The following is a 15,760-nucleotide window of genomic DNA, read 5'->3' as shown; positions in this document are numbered from 1 at the left end:
GCTCCGTACCTATGGAACCCGTTCCTGACGGAACGCCAGATAGTGCTGTAGCACCGGTTCCGGTGCCTCGACTTGCGGGTAATGGCCGATGCCAGGTAGCTCGACGGTGTCCGGCTGCGGGATCAGCTCCCGATAACGAACCACCATGTGCGCGCCGGAAATCGGGTCTTCCGGCCCGTCGATCAGCCGCAGCGGCACCGCCGTGCGCTGCATCGCGCCGACCCAGCGCTCGCGGTGCTGGCGACGGTCGAGGATGTAATGGATCAGCCGGTGCATGACGCGCGGCCCGTCGTTGTGGCAGATCAACTCCCAGAAGGTGTCCAGCTCCGCGGCGGATGGCTGGGTATCGGGGCCGAACACCTTGGCGAAGTTCTGCGCCAGGCGCTTGCGATCGAACAGCCGGCCGAACAACGCCCCGAACGGGCCCAGCAGGAGCTTCTGCGAGAGCACCGCGCGGTGGGTCTCGGGGAACAGCCCGCCATTGAGAAAGACCAGCGACGCCAGGTCGAAACCGCCCTCCTCGTGCCGTGCCAGCAGCTCCTGACCGACGCTGTTGCCATAGTCGTGCACCAGCAGGTGAACTGGCTCGCGCACGCCCAGGTGCTCCAGCAGCGCCTGTTGCAGGTCGGCCTGTTCGAGGATGCGATAGTCATGGCCCTTGGGTTTGGCGGAGTCGCCGAAGCCAAGCATGTCGCAGGCGATCAGCCGGTAGCGCTCGGCCAGCGGCTGCCAGAGGTAGTGCCAGTCCCAGGAGGCGGTGGGGAATCCGTGAACCAGCAGCAGCGGAGCGCCGCTGCCGGCGCTCCAGTAGCGAATGGCATGCCCTCGGAAAGTGAAGTCGCTGCCCTGCGCGCGCCAGTCGCGCAGGGCGATGCCGGCCAGCGCCATCAACCGCGGTAGCCGGGGTTCTGCAGGTCCAGCTTGCGCAGCAGCGCCGGCCACGCCAGCGCGCCGCCCATACCCTGCTTGCTCTTGGTCACGGCTGCGGCCATGGCGCGGGCGCCATCGAGGATCTGCTGCGGAATCAAGATCAGCTCGGCGCCGCCGCCCTGGGCCAGCACCTGAATCTCGCAGGCGCGCTGCAGGGTGAACATCATCAGGAAGGTGTCGGCGATGCTTCCCGAGCAGGTCAGCAGGCCGTGGTTGGGCAGGATCATGAAGTTGGCCTCGCCCAGGTCCGCCTGCAGGCGCGCCTTCTCGTCATGGTTCAACGCTACGCCCTCGTAGCCGTGGTACGCGAGGCTGGAGAGGACGAACAGCGACTGCTGGGAAATCGGCAGCAGGCCCTGTTTCTGCGCGGACACGGCTATGCCGGCTGCGGTGTGGGTGTGCAGCACGCACTCGACGTCGTGGCGCACCTCGTGGATGGCGCTGTGGATGGTGTAGCCCGCCGGGTTGATGTCGTAGGGGCTGTCCATCAGTTTCTTGCCCGACAGGTCCACCTTCACCAGGCTCGACGCGGTGATCTCGTGGAACATCATGCCGAAGGGGTTGATCAGGAAGTCCTCGGTGCCGGGGACCTTGGCCGAGATGTGGGTGAAGATCAGGTCGTCCCAGCCTTGCAGGGCAATCAGCCGGTAGCAGGCGGCGAGGTCGACGCGGGTCTGCCATTCGGCGGCGGAAACCTGGTCCTTGACGTTCACGGTGGGCATCGGGTGAGCGGCGTGCATGGTCGGTAGCCTCTTCGTTGTTGTTGTTCGATGGCGCAGTCTAGTCAGCGTGGCGACGCAGCGACTGTCACGGAACTGACAGTTGCCTCTGTCAGCGTCTGGCGAATGTTCCGCCATAAGCGCGGGCCGACCATTCGCCTTGCGCGGCGCTTTTCCTTACCTATAGTGGGCTCAGTTGCCTACAGCCGCACCGCTTGCCGCCGCTGCCGCAGCAAATCCCTCTAAAAGCGCCATCCAGACCCTCCGAACCCCCACCGGCAGGTCAGGACTGGCGGAAGCGTGCCCGATTTACTTCCCTGCCCCGGCGCCCTTCCCGGCGTCTCCGAGCCACCTGGAAACATTTCGCAATATCTTTCGTAATACTATTGAGCAGTACCTGGGAGTCGGGAGGAGACTCCAGTTCGGCCTACGAGGCAGCCGACGTGAAACGAACCGCCATAATGCAGCCCTACTTCTTTCCGTATCTGGGCTACTTCAGCCTGATCAAGCACACCGACCTGTTCGTCCTGTTCGACACCGTGCAGTACATCCACCACGGCTGGATCGAACGCAACCGCATCCTCAAGCAGCAGGACGGCTGGCTGTACATCCGCGTGCCGCGGATCAAGCATCACCGCGAGACGCTGATCAAGGACGTGCGCCTGGACAACCGCCAGGACTGGCGGCGCAGCCTGTTCTCGCAGCTCGACGTGTACCGCAAGGTTGCGCCCTATTACCGCGACGTGCGGGAGATGATCGCCGCTTCGCTGGACCATCCGTTCGAGGACATCGTCTCGCTGAACAAGACCACCCTGGAGGCCACCTGCGCCTACCTGGGCTTCCCAAGAACGATGCCGGTGCTTTCGCACATGGAGCTGCCGATGGAGCGGCCGACCGCGCCGGACGAATGGGCACTGAATATCTGCAAGGCACTGGGCGGCGTGGAGGAGTATTGGAACCCGCCGGGCGGGCAGAGCTTCTTCGATCGGGGCAAGTACGAGGCGGCCGGGCTGACGCTGCGCTTCCAGGAGCCAAAGCTCGTGCCCTACGAACAGAAGCGCCCGAGCTTCGAGGCGGGTTTGTCGATCATCGACGTGATGATGTTCAACTCCCCCGCCGACACCTCGCGCATGCTCGATGCGTATGACCTGAGCTGATCGCCCCTACAGGCACCACGCCAGAACCGGCGCCATCAGCAGATTGAACAGCCCGGTCAGGACCATCAGCAGGCCAGCCGCCGAACCCTCCTCACCGCCGAACTCGTAGGCCCGACTAGTGCCCGCACCGTGGGCACCAACGCCCAGCAGCGCGCCACGGGCCAGGGCAGAGCGCAGGTGCAGCATCTTCATCAGTACGCCGCCGATCAGCGCGCCGAACACCCCGGTGATCATCACGAAGGCCGCCGTCAGCGCCGGCACGCCGCCCAGGTCGTGGGACATTTCCATGGCGAACGGCGTGGTGATCGAACGCGGGATCAGCGACAGGGTCACCTGGCCGTCCAGCGCCAGCGCATGGGCCAGCGCCCAGGAACTGCCGATGGCCATGGTCGAACCCGCCAGCATGCCGGTCAGCAATGCCGGCCAGTGGCGGGCCAGCAAGGCGCGCTGCTGCCAGATCGGAATGGCGAAGGCCACGGTGGCCGGGCCGAGCAGCGCCACCAGCCAGCTGGTATCACGGGCATAGTCGGCGTAGCGGGCCTGCATGGGAATCGCCAGGGCGAACAGCAGCACCGGCACGAACACGATGGGCGACAGCCAATACTGCTGGAAGCGGCGGTAGAGGGTACGGCTGAGCAAATACCCGCCAAGGGTGACGGCCAACCAGAACAGGGCTTGCTTATCGAGGCTCATGGCGCGATCTCCAGCGGCACATCCATTCCACTGCCAGGGCGGTGGATAGCATCACCATCACGGTGCTGGCCGTGATCACCAGCAGAATCTTCCAGCCCTCGCTGCGCAGCAGCGGGCCATAGTCCAGCAGGCTCATCAGGGCGGGGATGAAGAACAGCAGCATCTCCGCAAGCAGCAGGCCGGCGCCGCCCTGCAGCAGGGTCGGGCGGATCACTCCGCAGGCGAACAGCGCCAGCAGCAGCGCCAGCCCGATCACCCCGCCCGGCAACGGCAGGCCAGTGAGCGTGGCGATCCAGCCGCCGACCCACCAGAAGGCGGCGAGAAAAGCGAGTTCGAAAATCAGGCGGGCGGCGCGGCGAAACATGGCGGCGATCTCGATGCGTTGGGCGGGTGAAGAAATCGGTGGGGAATGGCGCAAAGCCTACGCCCGCGCCTATCATCCCCAAAGCGAATAGATCGAATCGGAGCCATTCCAGAATGGAATTCAAACAACTGCGCACCTTCGCCGAAGTCGTGCGCCACGGTAGTTTCACCCAGGCGGCGGTACACCTGAACGCCAGCCAGTCGGCGGTGAGCAAGCAGGTCGCGCAGCTGGAGCAGAGCCTGCGCGTGCAACTGCTGGAGCGCAGCGGCCCGCACATCCGCCTGACCGCCGCCGGCGAAGTGGTGCTGCGCCGCGCCGAAGACATGCTGCGCCTGCGCCGCGAGCTGCACACCGAGCTGGACGACCTCACCCAGCTGCACCGCGGCGAATTGCGCCTGGGCCTGCCGCTGCTGGGTGCCGACGCGCTGTTCGCCGGGCGCTTCGCGGAGTACCGACGGCGCTACCCGAACATCGACGTGCACCTGATCGAAGGCGGCAGCAAGACCATGGAAGAGATGGTCTACAGCGGCGAACTGGAGCTGGGCGGCGGCCTCACCCCGGATGCCCCCGGCTTCGACTGGCAACCCTTCTGCAACGAACCGCTGGATGTGCTGCTGCCCGCTGCGCACCCGCTGGCCGGGCGCGAAAGCCTGGAGCTGACGGAGCTGTCCGACACCCCTTTCCTGCTCTACCAGCAGAGCTTCACCCTCAACGACCGCCTGCAGCGCGCCTGCCGCGAGGCCGGCTTCGAGCCGAAGGAAGGCGGCCGCAGCGGCCAGGCGGACTTCCTCGGCGCGCTGGTCGCTGCCGGACAGGGTGCAGTGCTATTGCCGCGCGTGGTGGCGCTGGCGCTGGAGCGACCGGGGTTGGTCCGGGTGCTGCTGAGCCAGCCGGACCTGCGCTGGGACATCAGCTTCATCTGGCGGCGCGATGCCTACCTGTCGAATGCGGCGAAAGCGTGGCTGGCGTTGATGGTCGAGATGCCGTTGCATCCCGAATGAGGCAAGTTCGCGAGCAAGCTCGCTCCTACGAAAAACCACGCGCCGCTTCGATGCTAATCCGGCGTGCTCCAGTAGGGCGCATAACGCGCCAGCGTTATCCGCCGCGAGGCAACCGGCGGATAACCCGTTCCGGGTTATCCGCCCTACGGTTTGCGGAAAGCCACATGTGCGATGTGCTTCAGAGCAGTTCAGGAAACTCCGCGACCAGTCGCTGCCAATCCCGCTGCGCCTGACTGTCATCCGCCAGCAGCTTGAAACCGGCGAACTCGAAGGCCGGCGACACGCTGCAACCCACCAGCACGTAATCCCCCAGGCAACGCGCGGCCTGCCAGGCGTGGGTGGGTACGGCCCGTTGCGGCAGGCTGCCTTCGCCCACCGCACCAAGGATTTCGCGGCGCACGACAGCGTCCGGCCGCTCGGCGATCAGCAGCTCCAGCGAGCTGCCTTCATGGAAGTGCCAGAGTTCATCGGCATCCACACAATGCCAGCGACTGACGATGCCCGCCGGCAGCAGAAAGAGGATGGCCGATGATTGCGACCGGCCATCGGCGCCCACCCGGCTCGACTCGAACACCCGGCGATAGAAGCCACCCTCGGGGTGCGGGGCGAGTTGCAGCGTGTCGATCAAGTAGCGGGCGCGGGGATGCATCAGGCCTTCAGCGCGGCAATGAACTCGGCCAGCCAGGGCTCGGAGTCAGTCTCCTGGTCCACCGTCTCGCTGCCGTCCAGGCGCAGCATCGGCACCACTTCCTGCACGCCCAGTTCGACGAACAGCTCGCGCACCTGCTCGCCGCCGCCACAGTAGGTATCGCCGTAGCTGGAGTCGCCCAGCGCCAGTACGCCGCCAGGGCGGCCGCGCCACTCGGCGGGCAGGCGGTCGCGGATGGCGTGGAAGATCGGCTGGAAGCTGTCCGGCAGCTCGCCCATACCGGTGGTGGCGGTCACCACCAGGAAGGCTTCGGGAGCGAACTCGACCATGGCGTCCAGGGTGGCACGCGGGTCGTACCAGGCTTCGAAGCCGGCGGCTTCGAGCAGGCGCTTGGCGTGACGCGCGACTTCTTCGGCGGTGCCGTAGACCGAACCGGACAGAATGGCGACTTTCATGTTCACTCCCACGAAGGCAAGACAAGGCCGCCCATTATGCCCCATCCGTGCCGCACCGCGCCGGGGCTGGTATAGTTTTGCCCTACCCGGCCGCTAGGACATTGTCCGCCGCGGCGCTTCCCCAGTGGATTTTCGCGAGGCGCGCATGGGCCAGACCCCAGCCCCCATCCTGATCACCGGCGCCAGCCAGCGCATCGGCCTGCACTGCGCGAAACGCCTGCTGCTCGAAGGCCAGCCGGTCATCGTCACCTACCGCCAGGAAAAACCCGGCATCGCCGAACTGCGCGAACTGGGTGCCATCTGCCTGCACGCCGAACTGGCCGATGAGGCCGGCATCCTCGCCTTCATCGATGAGCTGAATTCCCACACCAAGCGCCTGCGCGCGATCATCCACAACGCTTCGGCGTGGATCGGCGACAAGCCCGGCGAAGAAGCCCAGGCCTTCGAATCGCTGTTCCGCCTGCACATGCTCGCGCCCTACCTGATCAACCTGCGCTGCGCGCCGCTGCTCGAGCGCGACGCCGTCGAACGCGGCGCCCCGGCGGACATCATTCACCTCTCCGACGACGTCGCCCGCAAGGGCAGCGCCAACCGCATCGCCTACTGCGCCAGCAAGGCCGGCCTGGACAACCTCACCCTGTCCTTCGCCGCCAGCCTCGCCCCGCGCATCAAGGTCAACGGCATCGCGCCGGCACTGATCCTGTTCAACGAAGGCGACGACGACGCCTACCGCGCCCGCACCCTGGCGAAATCCGCCATGGGCATCGAGCCGGGCCCGGACGTGATCTACCAGAGCGTGCGCTACCTGCTCGACAGCCCCTACGTGACCGGCACTACCCTCACCGTCAACGGCGGCCGGCACCTCAAATGACCCGCCCCGCGCGGGCCAGAGGAACTCCCACCATGATCGAAGACCTGTCTCAGCACTACCGTGAGATTCTCCTGGGCCTGGGCGAAGACCCAACCCGCGAAGGCCTGCTGGACACGCCCAAGCGCGCGGCCAAGGCCATGCAGTACCTCTGCCACGGCTATGGACAGACGCTGGACGAGATCGTCAACGGCGCACTGTTCGCCTCGGACAATGACGAAATGGTCATCGTCAAGGACATCGAACTCTACTCGCTGTGTGAACATCACCTGCTGCCCTTCATCGGCAAGGCCCATGTGGCGTACATTCCCACCGGCAAGGTGCTGGGCCTGTCGAAGGTGGCGCGCATCGTCGACATGTTCGCGCGCCGCCTGCAGATCCAGGAAAGCCTGACCCGGCAGATTGCCGAGGCAGTCCAGCAGGTCACCAGCGCCGCCGGCGTAGCGGTGGTGATCGAGGCGCAGCACATGTGCATGATGATGCGCGGGGTAGAGAAGCAGAACTCGGTGATGAACACCTCGGTGATGCTCGGCGCCTTCCGCGCGTCCACCAATACCCGCCAGGAATTCCTGCAACTGATCGGACGGAGCAAGTGAAATGACGCAATTGCAGCCGGGCATGGCGCGAATCCGGGTCAAGGACCTGCGCGTGCGCACCTACATCGGCATCAAGGAAGAGGAAATCCTCAACAAGCAGGATGTGCTGATCAACCTCACCATCCTCTATCCCGCCGCCGACGCGGTGCAGGTCAACGACATCGACCACGCGCTGAACTACCGCACCATCACCAAGGCAATCATCGCCCACGTCGAGGAGAACCGTTTCGCCCTGCTGGAGCGCCTGACCCAGGAGCTGCTCGACCTGGTCATGGCCAACCCGGCCGTGCACTACGCCGAGGTGGAAGTGGACAAGCCCCACGCCCTGCGCTTCGCCGAATCGGTGTCGATCGCCCTGGCGGCCGAGCGCTGAACCTCGCAGAACCAGCTGCACGCCCGTGCCAGTCGGCCAACGGGCGTTGCTGGCAGATCGCCCGCCTCTTAGAATCTCGCCAGCCCCGCCATGCGCCTCTGATGCGCCCTTGTTGAGAGACCTGCCATGACCGAGCCGATGAACCTGACCGACGAGCAGCGCACCGCACTGGAAGCCGCTGCGTTCCGCACCCTGGTGCAGCACCTGCGTACCCGCAAGGACGTGCAGAACATCGATCTGATGAATCTTGCCGGGTTCTGCCGCAATTGCCTGTCCAAATGGTACAAGGCGGCGGCGGACGATATGGGCCTGGCTGTCAGCCCGGAACAGGCCCGCGAAGATATCTACGGCATGCCTTACGCCGAATGGAAGGCCAAGTACCAGACGGAAGCCTCGCCCGAGCAACAGGCGGCCTTCGATAACGCGAAGAAACACTAAGAGTTTGCCTTGATGACCCTCACAGATTTCCGCTCGCGCCTGCGCAGCGAACAGCACCTGTTCACCGACACCCTGGCCTACATCGCCGAGCACTACAGCTATACCCCCAGCGCCTTCAGCAACGGCAGCGTGGAAAATCCCGCCGGGCAGAACGAAGGTTCCTGCAAGACCCTGGGGTTCGCCATCCTCGAAGGCCTGAGCCAGGAAGAGTCGCTGCTGGCGTTCGGCGAGCACTACCGCGCCGTGCGCGAGAACCCCGAAGGCACCGACCACGCCAATATCCGTGCGCTGCAGAGCACCGGTCTGGCCGGCGTCAACTTCGAGCGCCAGCCGCTGTCGCGTCGCGGCTGAGGTTCGTGCTCGATGAAAAAGCCCCGCTGATGCGGGGCTTTTTCTTGGGTGTGCCGGACTCCACGCTGATTTTGCGGCTTTGAATCGTTGACACCCATAGGGCGAATAACCCGGAACGGGTTATCCGCCCTACAGGTCAGCACCGTCGTCTGCGATGGCCTCAGGCTTCCGGCCGATCCAGCCGGCCTATCACCGGCAAATCATCGAACGGCACCCACAACCGCCCATGCCACTCCAGCACGCCCAGATGCTGATCGGCCCAGCTCAGTTGGCGCTCCCTCGGCAGCAAAACCGGATGCTCTGCGCTGCGCAGCGCCGGCACCACCTGACGATTGAGCCAGTGACGAATGCTGCGATTCTCCGGATGGAAGTGGAAGATCAGCGCGGCATAGGCACCGGACTCGCTGACCAGCAGGGACTGTTCGTAGTCGCCACAGCTGTCGCGTATCCAGCAGCTCTGCAGCTGATCGGCATCGAGGCTGTTGTGCAGGCGCTCGTCCAGCGGGCGGTTGATCAGCCGCCCCAGGTCGCTCACGCAGAACCAGGGCTCGTCGTCGAGCAGGAAGGCGCGCAACTGGCGGCGGTGGCGGATGAAGGTGGTGGGGATGAGAATTTCGTTATCCATGGCGGACCTCCGTGGGGAGGAGGACTGACTTGATAGCCGCAGAGATATTTCGAAGCATGGAAAGTCTCCAAGTAACTGTTCATTTTCACCCCCTGTTCAGTAGGGGTGGTCGGGTACCTGAACACCGCACTTGGAACGGCCCGCAGCTTTTCCCTTTCAGGTCTTGTATGACTGCGCGTTACCCGGCCATAGCAAAGCTACGGACCAGCAAAGACCGCAAAATCTGTCGGGAGCGGCGCGCCGCCAAGTTCAGTGTGTTCAGCACCGGACGCAACGTTACTGAGTGGACCTAACCGCTGTTTAGCCCTCCCGAGACCGTTCGGGATGATACGGAAATGTCACACGCAAGATTGCGGTACCAGTTCATAGGAACGCGCGTCTGACACAGGCAAAAGCCCAACGACGCAACTCCCAGTATCTGTAGGAGCGAGCTTGCTCGCGAACCGCCCCCTGCCACTACCCCCGGCAAACACCTTCGTAGGATGGCGTGGAGCGCAGCGATACCCATCGATTCCGATGCACCGACAGCATGGGTATCGCAAGCTCCACCCGCCCTACATTCGTGGCTCTGCATGGCCTCGGCGCAGGCGGAAATCCCGAACGAAGGCCAGATGGGGCACGCCACAACCTGTAGGAGCGCGCCACGCGCGCGAACCGCCGGCGTCCGGCAGAAAACACCAGACTCCGGACAGAAAAAGGCCCCGCAAGCGGGGCCCCTTCCTGCACGCGGCTCTTCGGGCCGTTACAGGGAATCCAGATAACGCTCCACATCCAGCGCGGCCATGCAGCCGGCGCCAGCGGAGGTGATGGCCTGGCGGTAGACGTGGTCAGCCACGTCGCCGGCAGCGAACACGCCGGGAATGTTGGTCGCGGTGGCATTGCCCTCGCGGCCGCCATTGACCACCAGATAGCCGTCCTTCAGCGCCAGCTGGCCTTCGAACAGCGCGGTATTGGGCGTGTGGCCGATGGCGACGAACAGGCCGTCCACCGCAAGCTCCGAGGCTTCACCATCGTTGTGGCGCAGGCGCACACCGGTGACGCCCATGTCGTCGCCCAGCACTTCTTCCACCTGGGCATTCACCCGCAGCTCGATCTTGCCCTCGGCGACGCGCGCACGCAGCTTGTCCTGCAGGATCTTCTCGGCGCGGAAGCTGTCGCGGCGGTGGACCAGGGTCACCTTGCTGGCGATGTTGGCCAGGTACAGGGCCTCTTCCACGGCGGTGTTTCCACCGCCGACCACCGCCACTTCGCGGTTGCGGTAGAAGAAACCGTCGCAGGTGGCGCAGGCGGACACGCCCTTGCCCATGAATGTCTCTTCGGAAGGCAGGCCCAGGTAACGCGCGCTGGCGCCGGTGGCGATGATCAGCGCGTCAGCGCTGTAGGTGCCGCTGTCGCCCTTGAGCACGAAAGGCTTGCCGGCCAGGTCCACGCCATGGATATGGTCGAAGACGATGTCGGTCTCGAAGCGCTCGGCATGTTCCTGCATGCGTTGCATCAACGCAGGGCCGGTGAGGCCATGGGGGTCACCCGGCCAGTTGTCGACTTCGGTGGTGGTGGTCAGTTGGCCGCCGGCCTGCATCCCGGTGATCAAGAGCGGCTTGAGGTTGGCGCGGGCGGCGTAGACCGCGGCGCTGTAACCCGCAGGGCCAGAACCCAGAATGATGACGCGCGCGTGACGATCGGACATGACAGCCTCCAGTGCTTGGTAAAAGCGTCGGGCAAAAGAAAAGGGAGCTGCCAAAGCACCAGGGGGAAGGTTGGGAGGGCGGCAGCTCCACTGAAAGGTTTCTTGCGCGGACCACATGGCCCGGAGACCGTGGGCAATGCGGCGTGACCTGAGTCACGTTTCACATTGTCCTGCAGATCGCCGGGAAACCCTTGAGATAAGTCAGGGATTTCCGCAGTCGCCCTCGGCTCCTTGAGATAAGTCAGGGAGTGTCGGGTTGACCCTCGAACTCGTTCGATACCAGATGGCGCGCAGCTTACCGCCGCCGCCGCGCCCTGCTGAAATGCCCAATATCAATCCCCTCCATAGGCTGCCCCTATGCAGAGGGCGCCCACTGCCTGGATGGCTAGACTCAAGAAACCAAAGGTCACCCGTACCACCATGAACCTTCGTGCCCGCCTGCTATGGCTGTGCCTGCCCCTGTTCGTTGCGAGCCTCGCCGGGGTCTGGCTGCTGTCGGACTTGATCCTGCTTGACCGCTTCGACCGCGGGGATCGCCAGCGCCTGGCCGACGAGGTGCGCATCGTCCACAACCGCGTTGCCTACGAAAAACAGCGCAACCTCGATATCGTCCACAGCTACGCCTGGTGGGACGCCAGCTACCAGTTCATGCGCCTGCCGCAGGCGCGCTTCGTCGAAGACAACCTCGATCAGGACCTGCTGGGCATCCTCGGCTTCGACTATGTCCTCTACGTGGACCGCAGCGGGCACATCGTCGCCCAGCAGTGGAAGCTCGACGAACTTTCCCAGCGCTTCCCCGGCCAGCAAGTGCCGGACGCCGATCAGTTGCGCCAGGGCATCCTGCGTACCGCGATAGAACTGGGCGCGCTGAAGGTCGATGGCGACCCGCGCCACAGCCTGGACCAGTTGCTGCAGATCGAAGGCGTGCCCCAGTTGCTGCTCAGCTATCCCATCAGCAACACCTCTGGTACCGCCGAACCGGCTGGCGTGGTTCTAGCCGGCGTGCTGCTCGACAGCGCGCGCATGTCCAACCTGCAGACCCAGATGGGCGCGAGCCTGCGCCTGGTGCAGGACCCGGTGCTGGACAAGGACTGGCGCACCCTGAACATCCCCACCGGCCGCGGTGCCACCTTACTCAGCCCACGGCGCCTGCTGGACGAGAACAGCCAGCAGATGTCGCTGCTCTACCTCGACTCACGGGGCAAACCTCAGCTGCGCCTGGAACTGACCAGCCCCAGGCCGCTTTATCAGCAGGGGCAGCAGTCCGTGCGACTGTTCCTCTACCTGACCCTGGCCCTGCTCGGCGGCGCCACCCTGCTCGCCTATGTGGCCCTGGAATTCCGCATCATCCGCCGTGTCACCACCATGAACCGCGAAGTCGCGGTCATCGGCCAGGACGACACGCCCTCGCGCCTGAGCCAACAAGGGGCGGACGAACTCGGCCAACTGGCCAGCGAGATGAACTCCATGCTCGACCGCCTGGAGCAGAGCGAAGCGCGCGACCAGGCCATTCTCGACGCGATCCGCGACGGCTACTTCGAGATGGACCCCAACGGCATCATCCGCACGGTCAACCCGGCGCTGTGCAGGATGCTCGGCTACAGCGCCGAACAGCTGAGCGGCCAGCACTTCAGCCTCCTGCTGCAGGACGAAGACCTGCTCCGCGCCCGGGGCCTCTCTCAGCAGGTCCGTGACGACGAACAGGAGACCACCTTCTCCGCGCCCTTCAAGCGCCGCGACGGCCGGCTGGTCAGTTGCGAAACGCGGCTCTCGGCGATCCACGATACCCAGGGCGAGTTCCAGGGCTTCCGCGGCATCCTGCGCGACATCAGCGACCAGGTGGCCTACCAGAAGCAACTGATCGACCTGGCCTACCGCGACACCCTCACCGGCCTGGGCAACCGCAAGGCCTTCAACGAGCAGCTACCGCGAGCCATCGCGCACTGTAACCGGGTTGCGCTGCTGTATATCGACCTGGACCGCTTCAAGCAGGTCAATGACCACTTCGGCCACGCCACCGGTGACGCCCTCCTCCGTACCGTTGGCGAGCGCATGCGCGGCAGCCTGCGCCAACCGGACCAGGCCTTCCGCCTGGGCGGCGACGAGTTCGCCGTGCTGCTGGAAAACGCCGAACCCGAACAGGCCGAAGCACTCGGCACGCGCCTGCTGGCGGTGCTCGGCGCCGACTATCACCTGGGTGGCCAGGTCATCGACTTCGTCACCCCCAGCATCGGTATCGCCTTCTACCCTCAGGATGCCGGCGACGCCGACGCCCTCACCCGCGCCGCCGACATCGCCATGTACCAGGCCAAGCAGGAACGCAACCGCTGCTATCGCTTTACGACCGTCTGAGGCACACCGGTTGAACTCACACACCCGGCAAAACAGACGGCTCGCCGGCCGTTCACCGGGTCTGCTAAGGTCGCCTACGGTTCAACCCTGGAGATGCCAATGTCCACCCTGAGCGGCCCGCAATACCTCAGCGAAGGCCTGAAACTGATGATGCGCCCCGGCCTGCGGCTGTTCGTCCTGCTGCCCCTGAGCATCAACATCCTGTTGTTCGTCGGTCTGATCGGCTTCGCCATCAACCAGTTCAGCCACTGGGTAGACTGGCTGATGCCGAGCCTGCCGGACTGGCTGGACTTCCTGCAGTTCATCCTCTGGCCGCTGTTCGTCGTGCTGGTGCTGCTGATCGTGTTCTTCACCTTCACCATGCTCGCCAACATCATTGCCGCGCCGTTCAACGGCTTCCTTGCGGAAAAGGTCGAAGTGGTGGTGCGCGGCACCGACGATTTCCCCGAATTCAGCTGGAGCGAGCTGATGGCCATGGTCCCGCGCACCATCGGCCGCGAACTGCGCAAGCTCGGCTACTTCCTGCCGCGCGCCATCGCGCTGTTCATCCTCAGCCTGATTCCCGGCCTGAACCTGATCGCCGCACCGCTGTGGCTGATTTTCGGCGTGTGGATGATGGCCGTGCAGTACATCGACTACCCGGCGGACAACCACAAGCTGGGCTGGAACGAGATGCTCGCCTGGCTGCGCAGCAAGCGCTGGGCCTGCATGGGCTTTGGCGGGATCACCTATCTCGCGCTGCTGATCCCGGTGGTCAACCTGGTCGCCATGCCCGCCGCCGTGGCGGGCGCGGTGCTGTTCTGGGTACGTGAAGGTGGTGACAAGGCGCTGGTGAAGTAATTACCTGCGCCGTACGAAACTTCTTGTTTGATCGGAGAGTGCTGACCGCTGTCGGGGAAAAACCTCCAATGGTGTTTTCCCCTGACGCGGTGACTCCCATGCGCTCACTCCTGCCGCTTCTGCTCGCCCTTCCGCTCAGTACCGTCCTGGCGGACGACTACGACGGCCGTTTCCGCAGCACCGTACCGCCGCAGCCGGCTGCGCCAAAGGAACTACCGAGCGAGCCGGCCTTCCGCATCACTCCGGACAGTGCGCTGATGCGCCCGCAGAACGAGCGAAAGCTCGACAGTGGCAACCCCCTGCTCGACTCCGACGAGCGCCGGGAGCGCGACAACTGCTGGCGCATCAACCAGCGTATACGCGACCAGGGCAAGTTCCCCTCCTTCGGCTGCGACTGAGCCGCTGTCACCTATCGATCATCGCACTGTCATCGGCGCGCCACCGCGCGCCGCGACACTGCGAGCATGACCTCGACTCCCCTGCGCATCGCGCTGATCAGCGAAACCTTTCCGCCGGAAATCAACGGCGTTGCCAATACCCTGGGCCGTCTGTCCGCGGGGCTGTTGCGTCTGGGGCACCAGATCCAGGTGGTGCGGCCGCGCCAGCAGGGTGACGAAGGCAGCCACAGTGACAGTGCGCTGGTACTGACCCGCGGTTGGCCACTACCGGGCTACCCCGGCCTGCAATGGGGCCAGTCGTGCCTGCACAAGCTGCTGCGCCACTGGAAACGCGCCCGCCCCGACGTGCTCTACATCGCCACCGAAGGCCCGCTCGGCCTCGCCGCCCTGCGCGCTGCCCGGCGGCTGCGGATTCCGGTGATCAGCGGCTTCCACACCAACTTCCAGCAGTACAGCGCGCACTACGGCTTCGGCCCGCTGATGCGCCTGGTGACGCTGTACCTGCGCTGGTTCCACAACCGCACCCAGCAGACCCTGGTGCCCAGCGCCAGCCAGTCGGTGGAGCTGCAACGGCGCGGCTTCGAGCGCCTGGCGCAGCTCTCGCGCGGCGTCGACAGCCAGTTGTTCAACCCGGCCCGACGCGACGAAGCGTTGCGCCGCGAATGGGGCCTGGGCCAGCGGGACATCGCGGTGCTGCACGTCGGTCGACTGGCGGCGGAGAAGAACCTGTCGCTGCTGGGCAGCAGCTTCCGTGCGCTGTGCGCGGCGCACCCACAGCTCAAGTTGCGCCTGGTGATAGTCGGTGATGGCCCGCAGCGCGCGCGTCTGCAGAAGGAGCTGCCCGAAGCGCAGTTCTGCGGCCTGCAGCGCGGCGAGGAACTGGCCCGGCATTACGCCAGCGGCGACCTGTTCCTGTTCCCCAGCCTGTCGGAAACCTTCGGCAACGTGGTGCTGGAAGCGCTGGCCTCAGGGCTGGCGGTGGTGGCTTTCGACCAGGCAGCGGCTGGCCAGCACATTCGCCACGGACACAACGGCGTGCTCGGCGTGCCGGGCGAAGAGCAGAGCTTCTTCGAAGCGGCGAGCTGGTTGCTGGGCGACCCGGAGCGGTTGCGCCGGGTGCGCCTCAACGCACGCCACCACGCCATCCATCAGGCGTGGGACACGGTGGTCGAGCGCTTCGAAGGCTACCTGCAGGAAGCCTGCCGCGCGGCCCTGCCGGGGAAGAACCCCGGCGACCTCGGCCAGCCTGAAGTACACAAGTAGC

19 protein-coding genes are annotated in these 15,760 nt (G+C 65.2%); 11 read left to right on the top strand and 8 right to left on the bottom strand.

Annotation, left to right across the window (positions count from 1 at the left end):
- Positions 1 to 9: 9 nt before the first annotated feature.
- Both CTR55_RS21425 and CTR55_RS21420 read right to left on the bottom strand, forming a co-directional pair.
- Positions 10 to 888 (bottom strand): alpha/beta hydrolase, encoded by an 879-nt coding sequence (locus tag CTR55_RS21425; protein WP_296289141.1) that lies wholly within the window; start codon positions 886 to 888, stop codon positions 10 to 12.
- Positions 888 to 1,670: a class II aldolase/adducin family protein gene (locus CTR55_RS21420; RefSeq protein ID WP_296289139.1), complete on the bottom strand. Its 783-nt coding sequence runs from the start codon at positions 1,668 to 1,670 to the stop codon at positions 888 to 890. The genes CTR55_RS21425 and CTR55_RS21420 overlap by 1 nt, the downstream gene beginning before the upstream one ends.
- A gap of 440 nt (positions 1,671 to 2,110) precedes the next feature.
- Between CTR55_RS21420 and CTR55_RS21415 the strand changes: the two genes are divergently transcribed.
- Complete coding sequence (locus CTR55_RS21415; protein ID WP_296289138.1) at positions 2,111 to 2,806, top strand: WbqC family protein; 696 nt, start codon at positions 2,111 to 2,113, stop codon at positions 2,804 to 2,806.
- 6 nt (positions 2,807 to 2,812) lie between these two features.
- On the opposite strand, the gene CTR55_RS21410 is transcribed toward CTR55_RS21415, so the two are convergent.
- A complete protein-coding gene (locus tag CTR55_RS21410; RefSeq protein WP_064979867.1) occupies positions 2,813 to 3,499 on the bottom strand; it encodes an LrgB family protein in 687 nt (228 codons plus the stop codon).
- Positions 3,486 to 3,863 (bottom strand): CidA/LrgA family protein, encoded by a 378-nt coding sequence (locus CTR55_RS21405; RefSeq protein WP_296289135.1) that lies wholly within the window; start codon positions 3,861 to 3,863, stop codon positions 3,486 to 3,488. Before CTR55_RS21405 ends, CTR55_RS21410 begins: the two co-directional genes overlap by 14 nt.
- Positions 3,864 to 3,976: 113 nt before the next feature.
- Here CTR55_RS21405 and CTR55_RS21400 point away from each other — a divergent pair, with 113 nt between their 5' ends.
- Positions 3,977 to 4,864, top strand: a complete 888-nt coding sequence (locus CTR55_RS21400) for a LysR family transcriptional regulator (RefSeq protein WP_296289133.1) — start codon at positions 3,977 to 3,979, stop codon at positions 4,862 to 4,864.
- A 178-nt stretch (positions 4,865 to 5,042) separates the two neighbouring features.
- Here CTR55_RS21400 and CTR55_RS21395 read toward each other — a convergent pair whose 3' ends face one another.
- On the bottom strand, positions 5,043 to 5,513 hold the full coding sequence (locus CTR55_RS21395; protein ID WP_296289131.1) for a cupin domain-containing protein: 471 nt from the start codon (positions 5,511 to 5,513) through the stop codon (positions 5,043 to 5,045).
- Positions 5,513 to 5,968: a flavodoxin gene (locus CTR55_RS21390; protein ID WP_296289129.1), complete on the bottom strand. Its 456-nt coding sequence runs from the start codon at positions 5,966 to 5,968 to the stop codon at positions 5,513 to 5,515. The genes CTR55_RS21395 and CTR55_RS21390 overlap by 1 nt, the downstream gene beginning before the upstream one ends.
- 145 nt (positions 5,969 to 6,113) lie before the next feature.
- Between CTR55_RS21390 and folM the strand changes: the two genes are divergently transcribed.
- The 5 genes from folM (at position 6,114) to CTR55_RS21365 (ending at position 8,594) form a co-directional block, all read left to right on the top strand.
- Positions 6,114 to 6,839: a dihydromonapterin reductase gene (gene folM, locus CTR55_RS21385; RefSeq protein ID WP_296289128.1), complete on the top strand. Its 726-nt coding sequence runs from the start codon at positions 6,114 to 6,116 to the stop codon at positions 6,837 to 6,839.
- 32 nt (positions 6,840 to 6,871) lie between these two features.
- A complete protein-coding gene (folE, locus tag CTR55_RS21380) occupies positions 6,872 to 7,432 on the top strand; it encodes a GTP cyclohydrolase I FolE (protein WP_296289127.1) in 561 nt (186 codons plus the stop codon).
- A gap of 1 nt (position 7,433) precedes the next feature.
- Complete coding sequence (folX, locus tag CTR55_RS21375) at positions 7,434 to 7,805, top strand: dihydroneopterin triphosphate 2'-epimerase (protein ID WP_296289125.1); 372 nt, start codon at positions 7,434 to 7,436, stop codon at positions 7,803 to 7,805.
- A gap of 126 nt (positions 7,806 to 7,931) precedes the next feature.
- Positions 7,932 to 8,243, top strand: coding sequence for a DUF1244 domain-containing protein (locus CTR55_RS21370; RefSeq protein WP_296289123.1), 312 nt, complete (start codon positions 7,932 to 7,934; stop codon positions 8,241 to 8,243).
- A gap of 12 nt (positions 8,244 to 8,255) precedes the next feature.
- Positions 8,256 to 8,594: a HopJ type III effector protein gene (locus CTR55_RS21365; RefSeq protein WP_296289121.1), complete on the top strand. Its 339-nt coding sequence runs from the start codon at positions 8,256 to 8,258 to the stop codon at positions 8,592 to 8,594.
- Positions 8,595 to 8,754: 160 nt separating this feature from the next.
- Here the strand turns inward: CTR55_RS21365 and CTR55_RS21360 are convergent, their stop codons facing one another.
- Both CTR55_RS21360 and trxB read right to left on the bottom strand, forming a co-directional pair.
- The gene (locus CTR55_RS21360; RefSeq protein WP_296289120.1) at positions 8,755 to 9,219 is read right to left on the bottom strand and encodes a Bro-N domain-containing protein; all 465 of its coding nucleotides are present in this window, start codon (positions 9,217 to 9,219) and stop codon (positions 8,755 to 8,757) included.
- 742 nt (positions 9,220 to 9,961) lie between these two features.
- On the bottom strand, positions 9,962 to 10,906 hold the full coding sequence (gene trxB, locus CTR55_RS21355) for a thioredoxin-disulfide reductase (RefSeq protein ID WP_296289119.1): 945 nt from the start codon (positions 10,904 to 10,906) through the stop codon (positions 9,962 to 9,964).
- A 420-nt stretch (positions 10,907 to 11,326) separates the two neighbouring features.
- On the opposite strand from trxB, the gene CTR55_RS21350 reads away from it, so the two are divergent.
- The 4 genes from CTR55_RS21350 to CTR55_RS21335 all read left to right on the top strand — a co-directional run bounded on the left by CTR55_RS21350 (position 11,327) and on the right by CTR55_RS21335 (position 15,759).
- Positions 11,327 to 13,258 (top strand): diguanylate cyclase, encoded by a 1,932-nt coding sequence (locus tag CTR55_RS21350; protein ID WP_296289117.1) that lies wholly within the window; start codon positions 11,327 to 11,329, stop codon positions 13,256 to 13,258.
- A gap of 99 nt (positions 13,259 to 13,357) precedes the next feature.
- The gene (gene cysZ, locus CTR55_RS21345) at positions 13,358 to 14,098 is read left to right on the top strand and encodes a sulfate transporter CysZ (RefSeq protein ID WP_296289115.1); all 741 of its coding nucleotides are present in this window, start codon (positions 13,358 to 13,360) and stop codon (positions 14,096 to 14,098) included.
- A 98-nt stretch (positions 14,099 to 14,196) separates the two neighbouring features.
- Entirely contained in the window at positions 14,197 to 14,496 is a 300-nt protein-coding gene (locus tag CTR55_RS21340) for a hypothetical protein (protein WP_296289114.1), read from the top strand.
- 66 nt (positions 14,497 to 14,562) lie between these two features.
- Complete coding sequence (locus CTR55_RS21335) at positions 14,563 to 15,759, top strand: glycosyltransferase family 1 protein (protein WP_296289113.1); 1,197 nt, start codon at positions 14,563 to 14,565, stop codon at positions 15,757 to 15,759.
- The last annotated feature ends 1 nt before the right edge of the window (position 15,760 follow it).

The organism is Pseudomonas sp. (genome assembly GCF_002796985.1).
GTDB lineage: Bacteria > Pseudomonadota > Gammaproteobacteria > Pseudomonadales > Pseudomonadaceae > Pseudomonas.
This window is presented reverse-complemented; position numbering and strand designations above follow the sequence as displayed.

Bases quoted from the DNA above. Each gene is read 5' to 3' on its own strand.
- CTR55_RS21425 (WP_296289141.1), bottom strand. From the start codon at position 888: ATGGCGCTGGCCGGCATCGCCCTGCGCGACTGGCGCGCGCAGGGCAGC.
- CTR55_RS21420 (WP_296289139.1), bottom strand. From the start codon at position 1,670: ATGCACGCCGCTCACCCGATGCCCACCGTGAACGTCAAGGACCAGGTT.
- CTR55_RS21415 (WP_296289138.1), top strand. From the start codon at position 2,111: ATGCAGCCCTACTTCTTTCCGTATCTGGGCTACTTCAGCCTGATCAAG.
- CTR55_RS21410 (WP_064979867.1), bottom strand. From the start codon at position 3,499: ATGAGCCTCGATAAGCAAGCCCTGTTCTGGTTGGCCGTCACCCTTGGC.
- CTR55_RS21405 (WP_296289135.1), bottom strand. From the start codon at position 3,863: ATGTTTCGCCGCGCCGCCCGCCTGATTTTCGAACTCGCTTTTCTCGCC.
- CTR55_RS21400 (WP_296289133.1), top strand. From the start codon at position 3,977: ATGGAATTCAAACAACTGCGCACCTTCGCCGAAGTCGTGCGCCACGGT.
- CTR55_RS21395 (WP_296289131.1), bottom strand. From the start codon at position 5,513: ATGCATCCCCGCGCCCGCTACTTGATCGACACGCTGCAACTCGCCCCG.
- CTR55_RS21390 (WP_296289129.1), bottom strand. From the start codon at position 5,968: ATGAAAGTCGCCATTCTGTCCGGTTCGGTCTACGGCACCGCCGAAGAA.
- folM (WP_296289128.1), top strand. From the start codon at position 6,114: ATGGGCCAGACCCCAGCCCCCATCCTGATCACCGGCGCCAGCCAGCGC.
- folE (WP_296289127.1), top strand. From the start codon at position 6,872: ATGATCGAAGACCTGTCTCAGCACTACCGTGAGATTCTCCTGGGCCTG.
- folX (WP_296289125.1), top strand. From the start codon at position 7,434: ATGACGCAATTGCAGCCGGGCATGGCGCGAATCCGGGTCAAGGACCTG.
- CTR55_RS21370 (WP_296289123.1), top strand. From the start codon at position 7,932: ATGACCGAGCCGATGAACCTGACCGACGAGCAGCGCACCGCACTGGAA.
- CTR55_RS21365 (WP_296289121.1), top strand. From the start codon at position 8,256: ATGACCCTCACAGATTTCCGCTCGCGCCTGCGCAGCGAACAGCACCTG.
- CTR55_RS21360 (WP_296289120.1), bottom strand. From the start codon at position 9,219: ATGGATAACGAAATTCTCATCCCCACCACCTTCATCCGCCACCGCCGC.
- trxB (WP_296289119.1), bottom strand. From the start codon at position 10,906: ATGTCCGATCGTCACGCGCGCGTCATCATTCTGGGTTCTGGCCCTGCG.
- CTR55_RS21350 (WP_296289117.1), top strand. From the start codon at position 11,327: ATGAACCTTCGTGCCCGCCTGCTATGGCTGTGCCTGCCCCTGTTCGTT.
- cysZ (WP_296289115.1), top strand. From the start codon at position 13,358: ATGTCCACCCTGAGCGGCCCGCAATACCTCAGCGAAGGCCTGAAACTG.
- CTR55_RS21340 (WP_296289114.1), top strand. From the start codon at position 14,197: ATGCGCTCACTCCTGCCGCTTCTGCTCGCCCTTCCGCTCAGTACCGTC.
- CTR55_RS21335 (WP_296289113.1), top strand. From the start codon at position 14,563: ATGACCTCGACTCCCCTGCGCATCGCGCTGATCAGCGAAACCTTTCCG.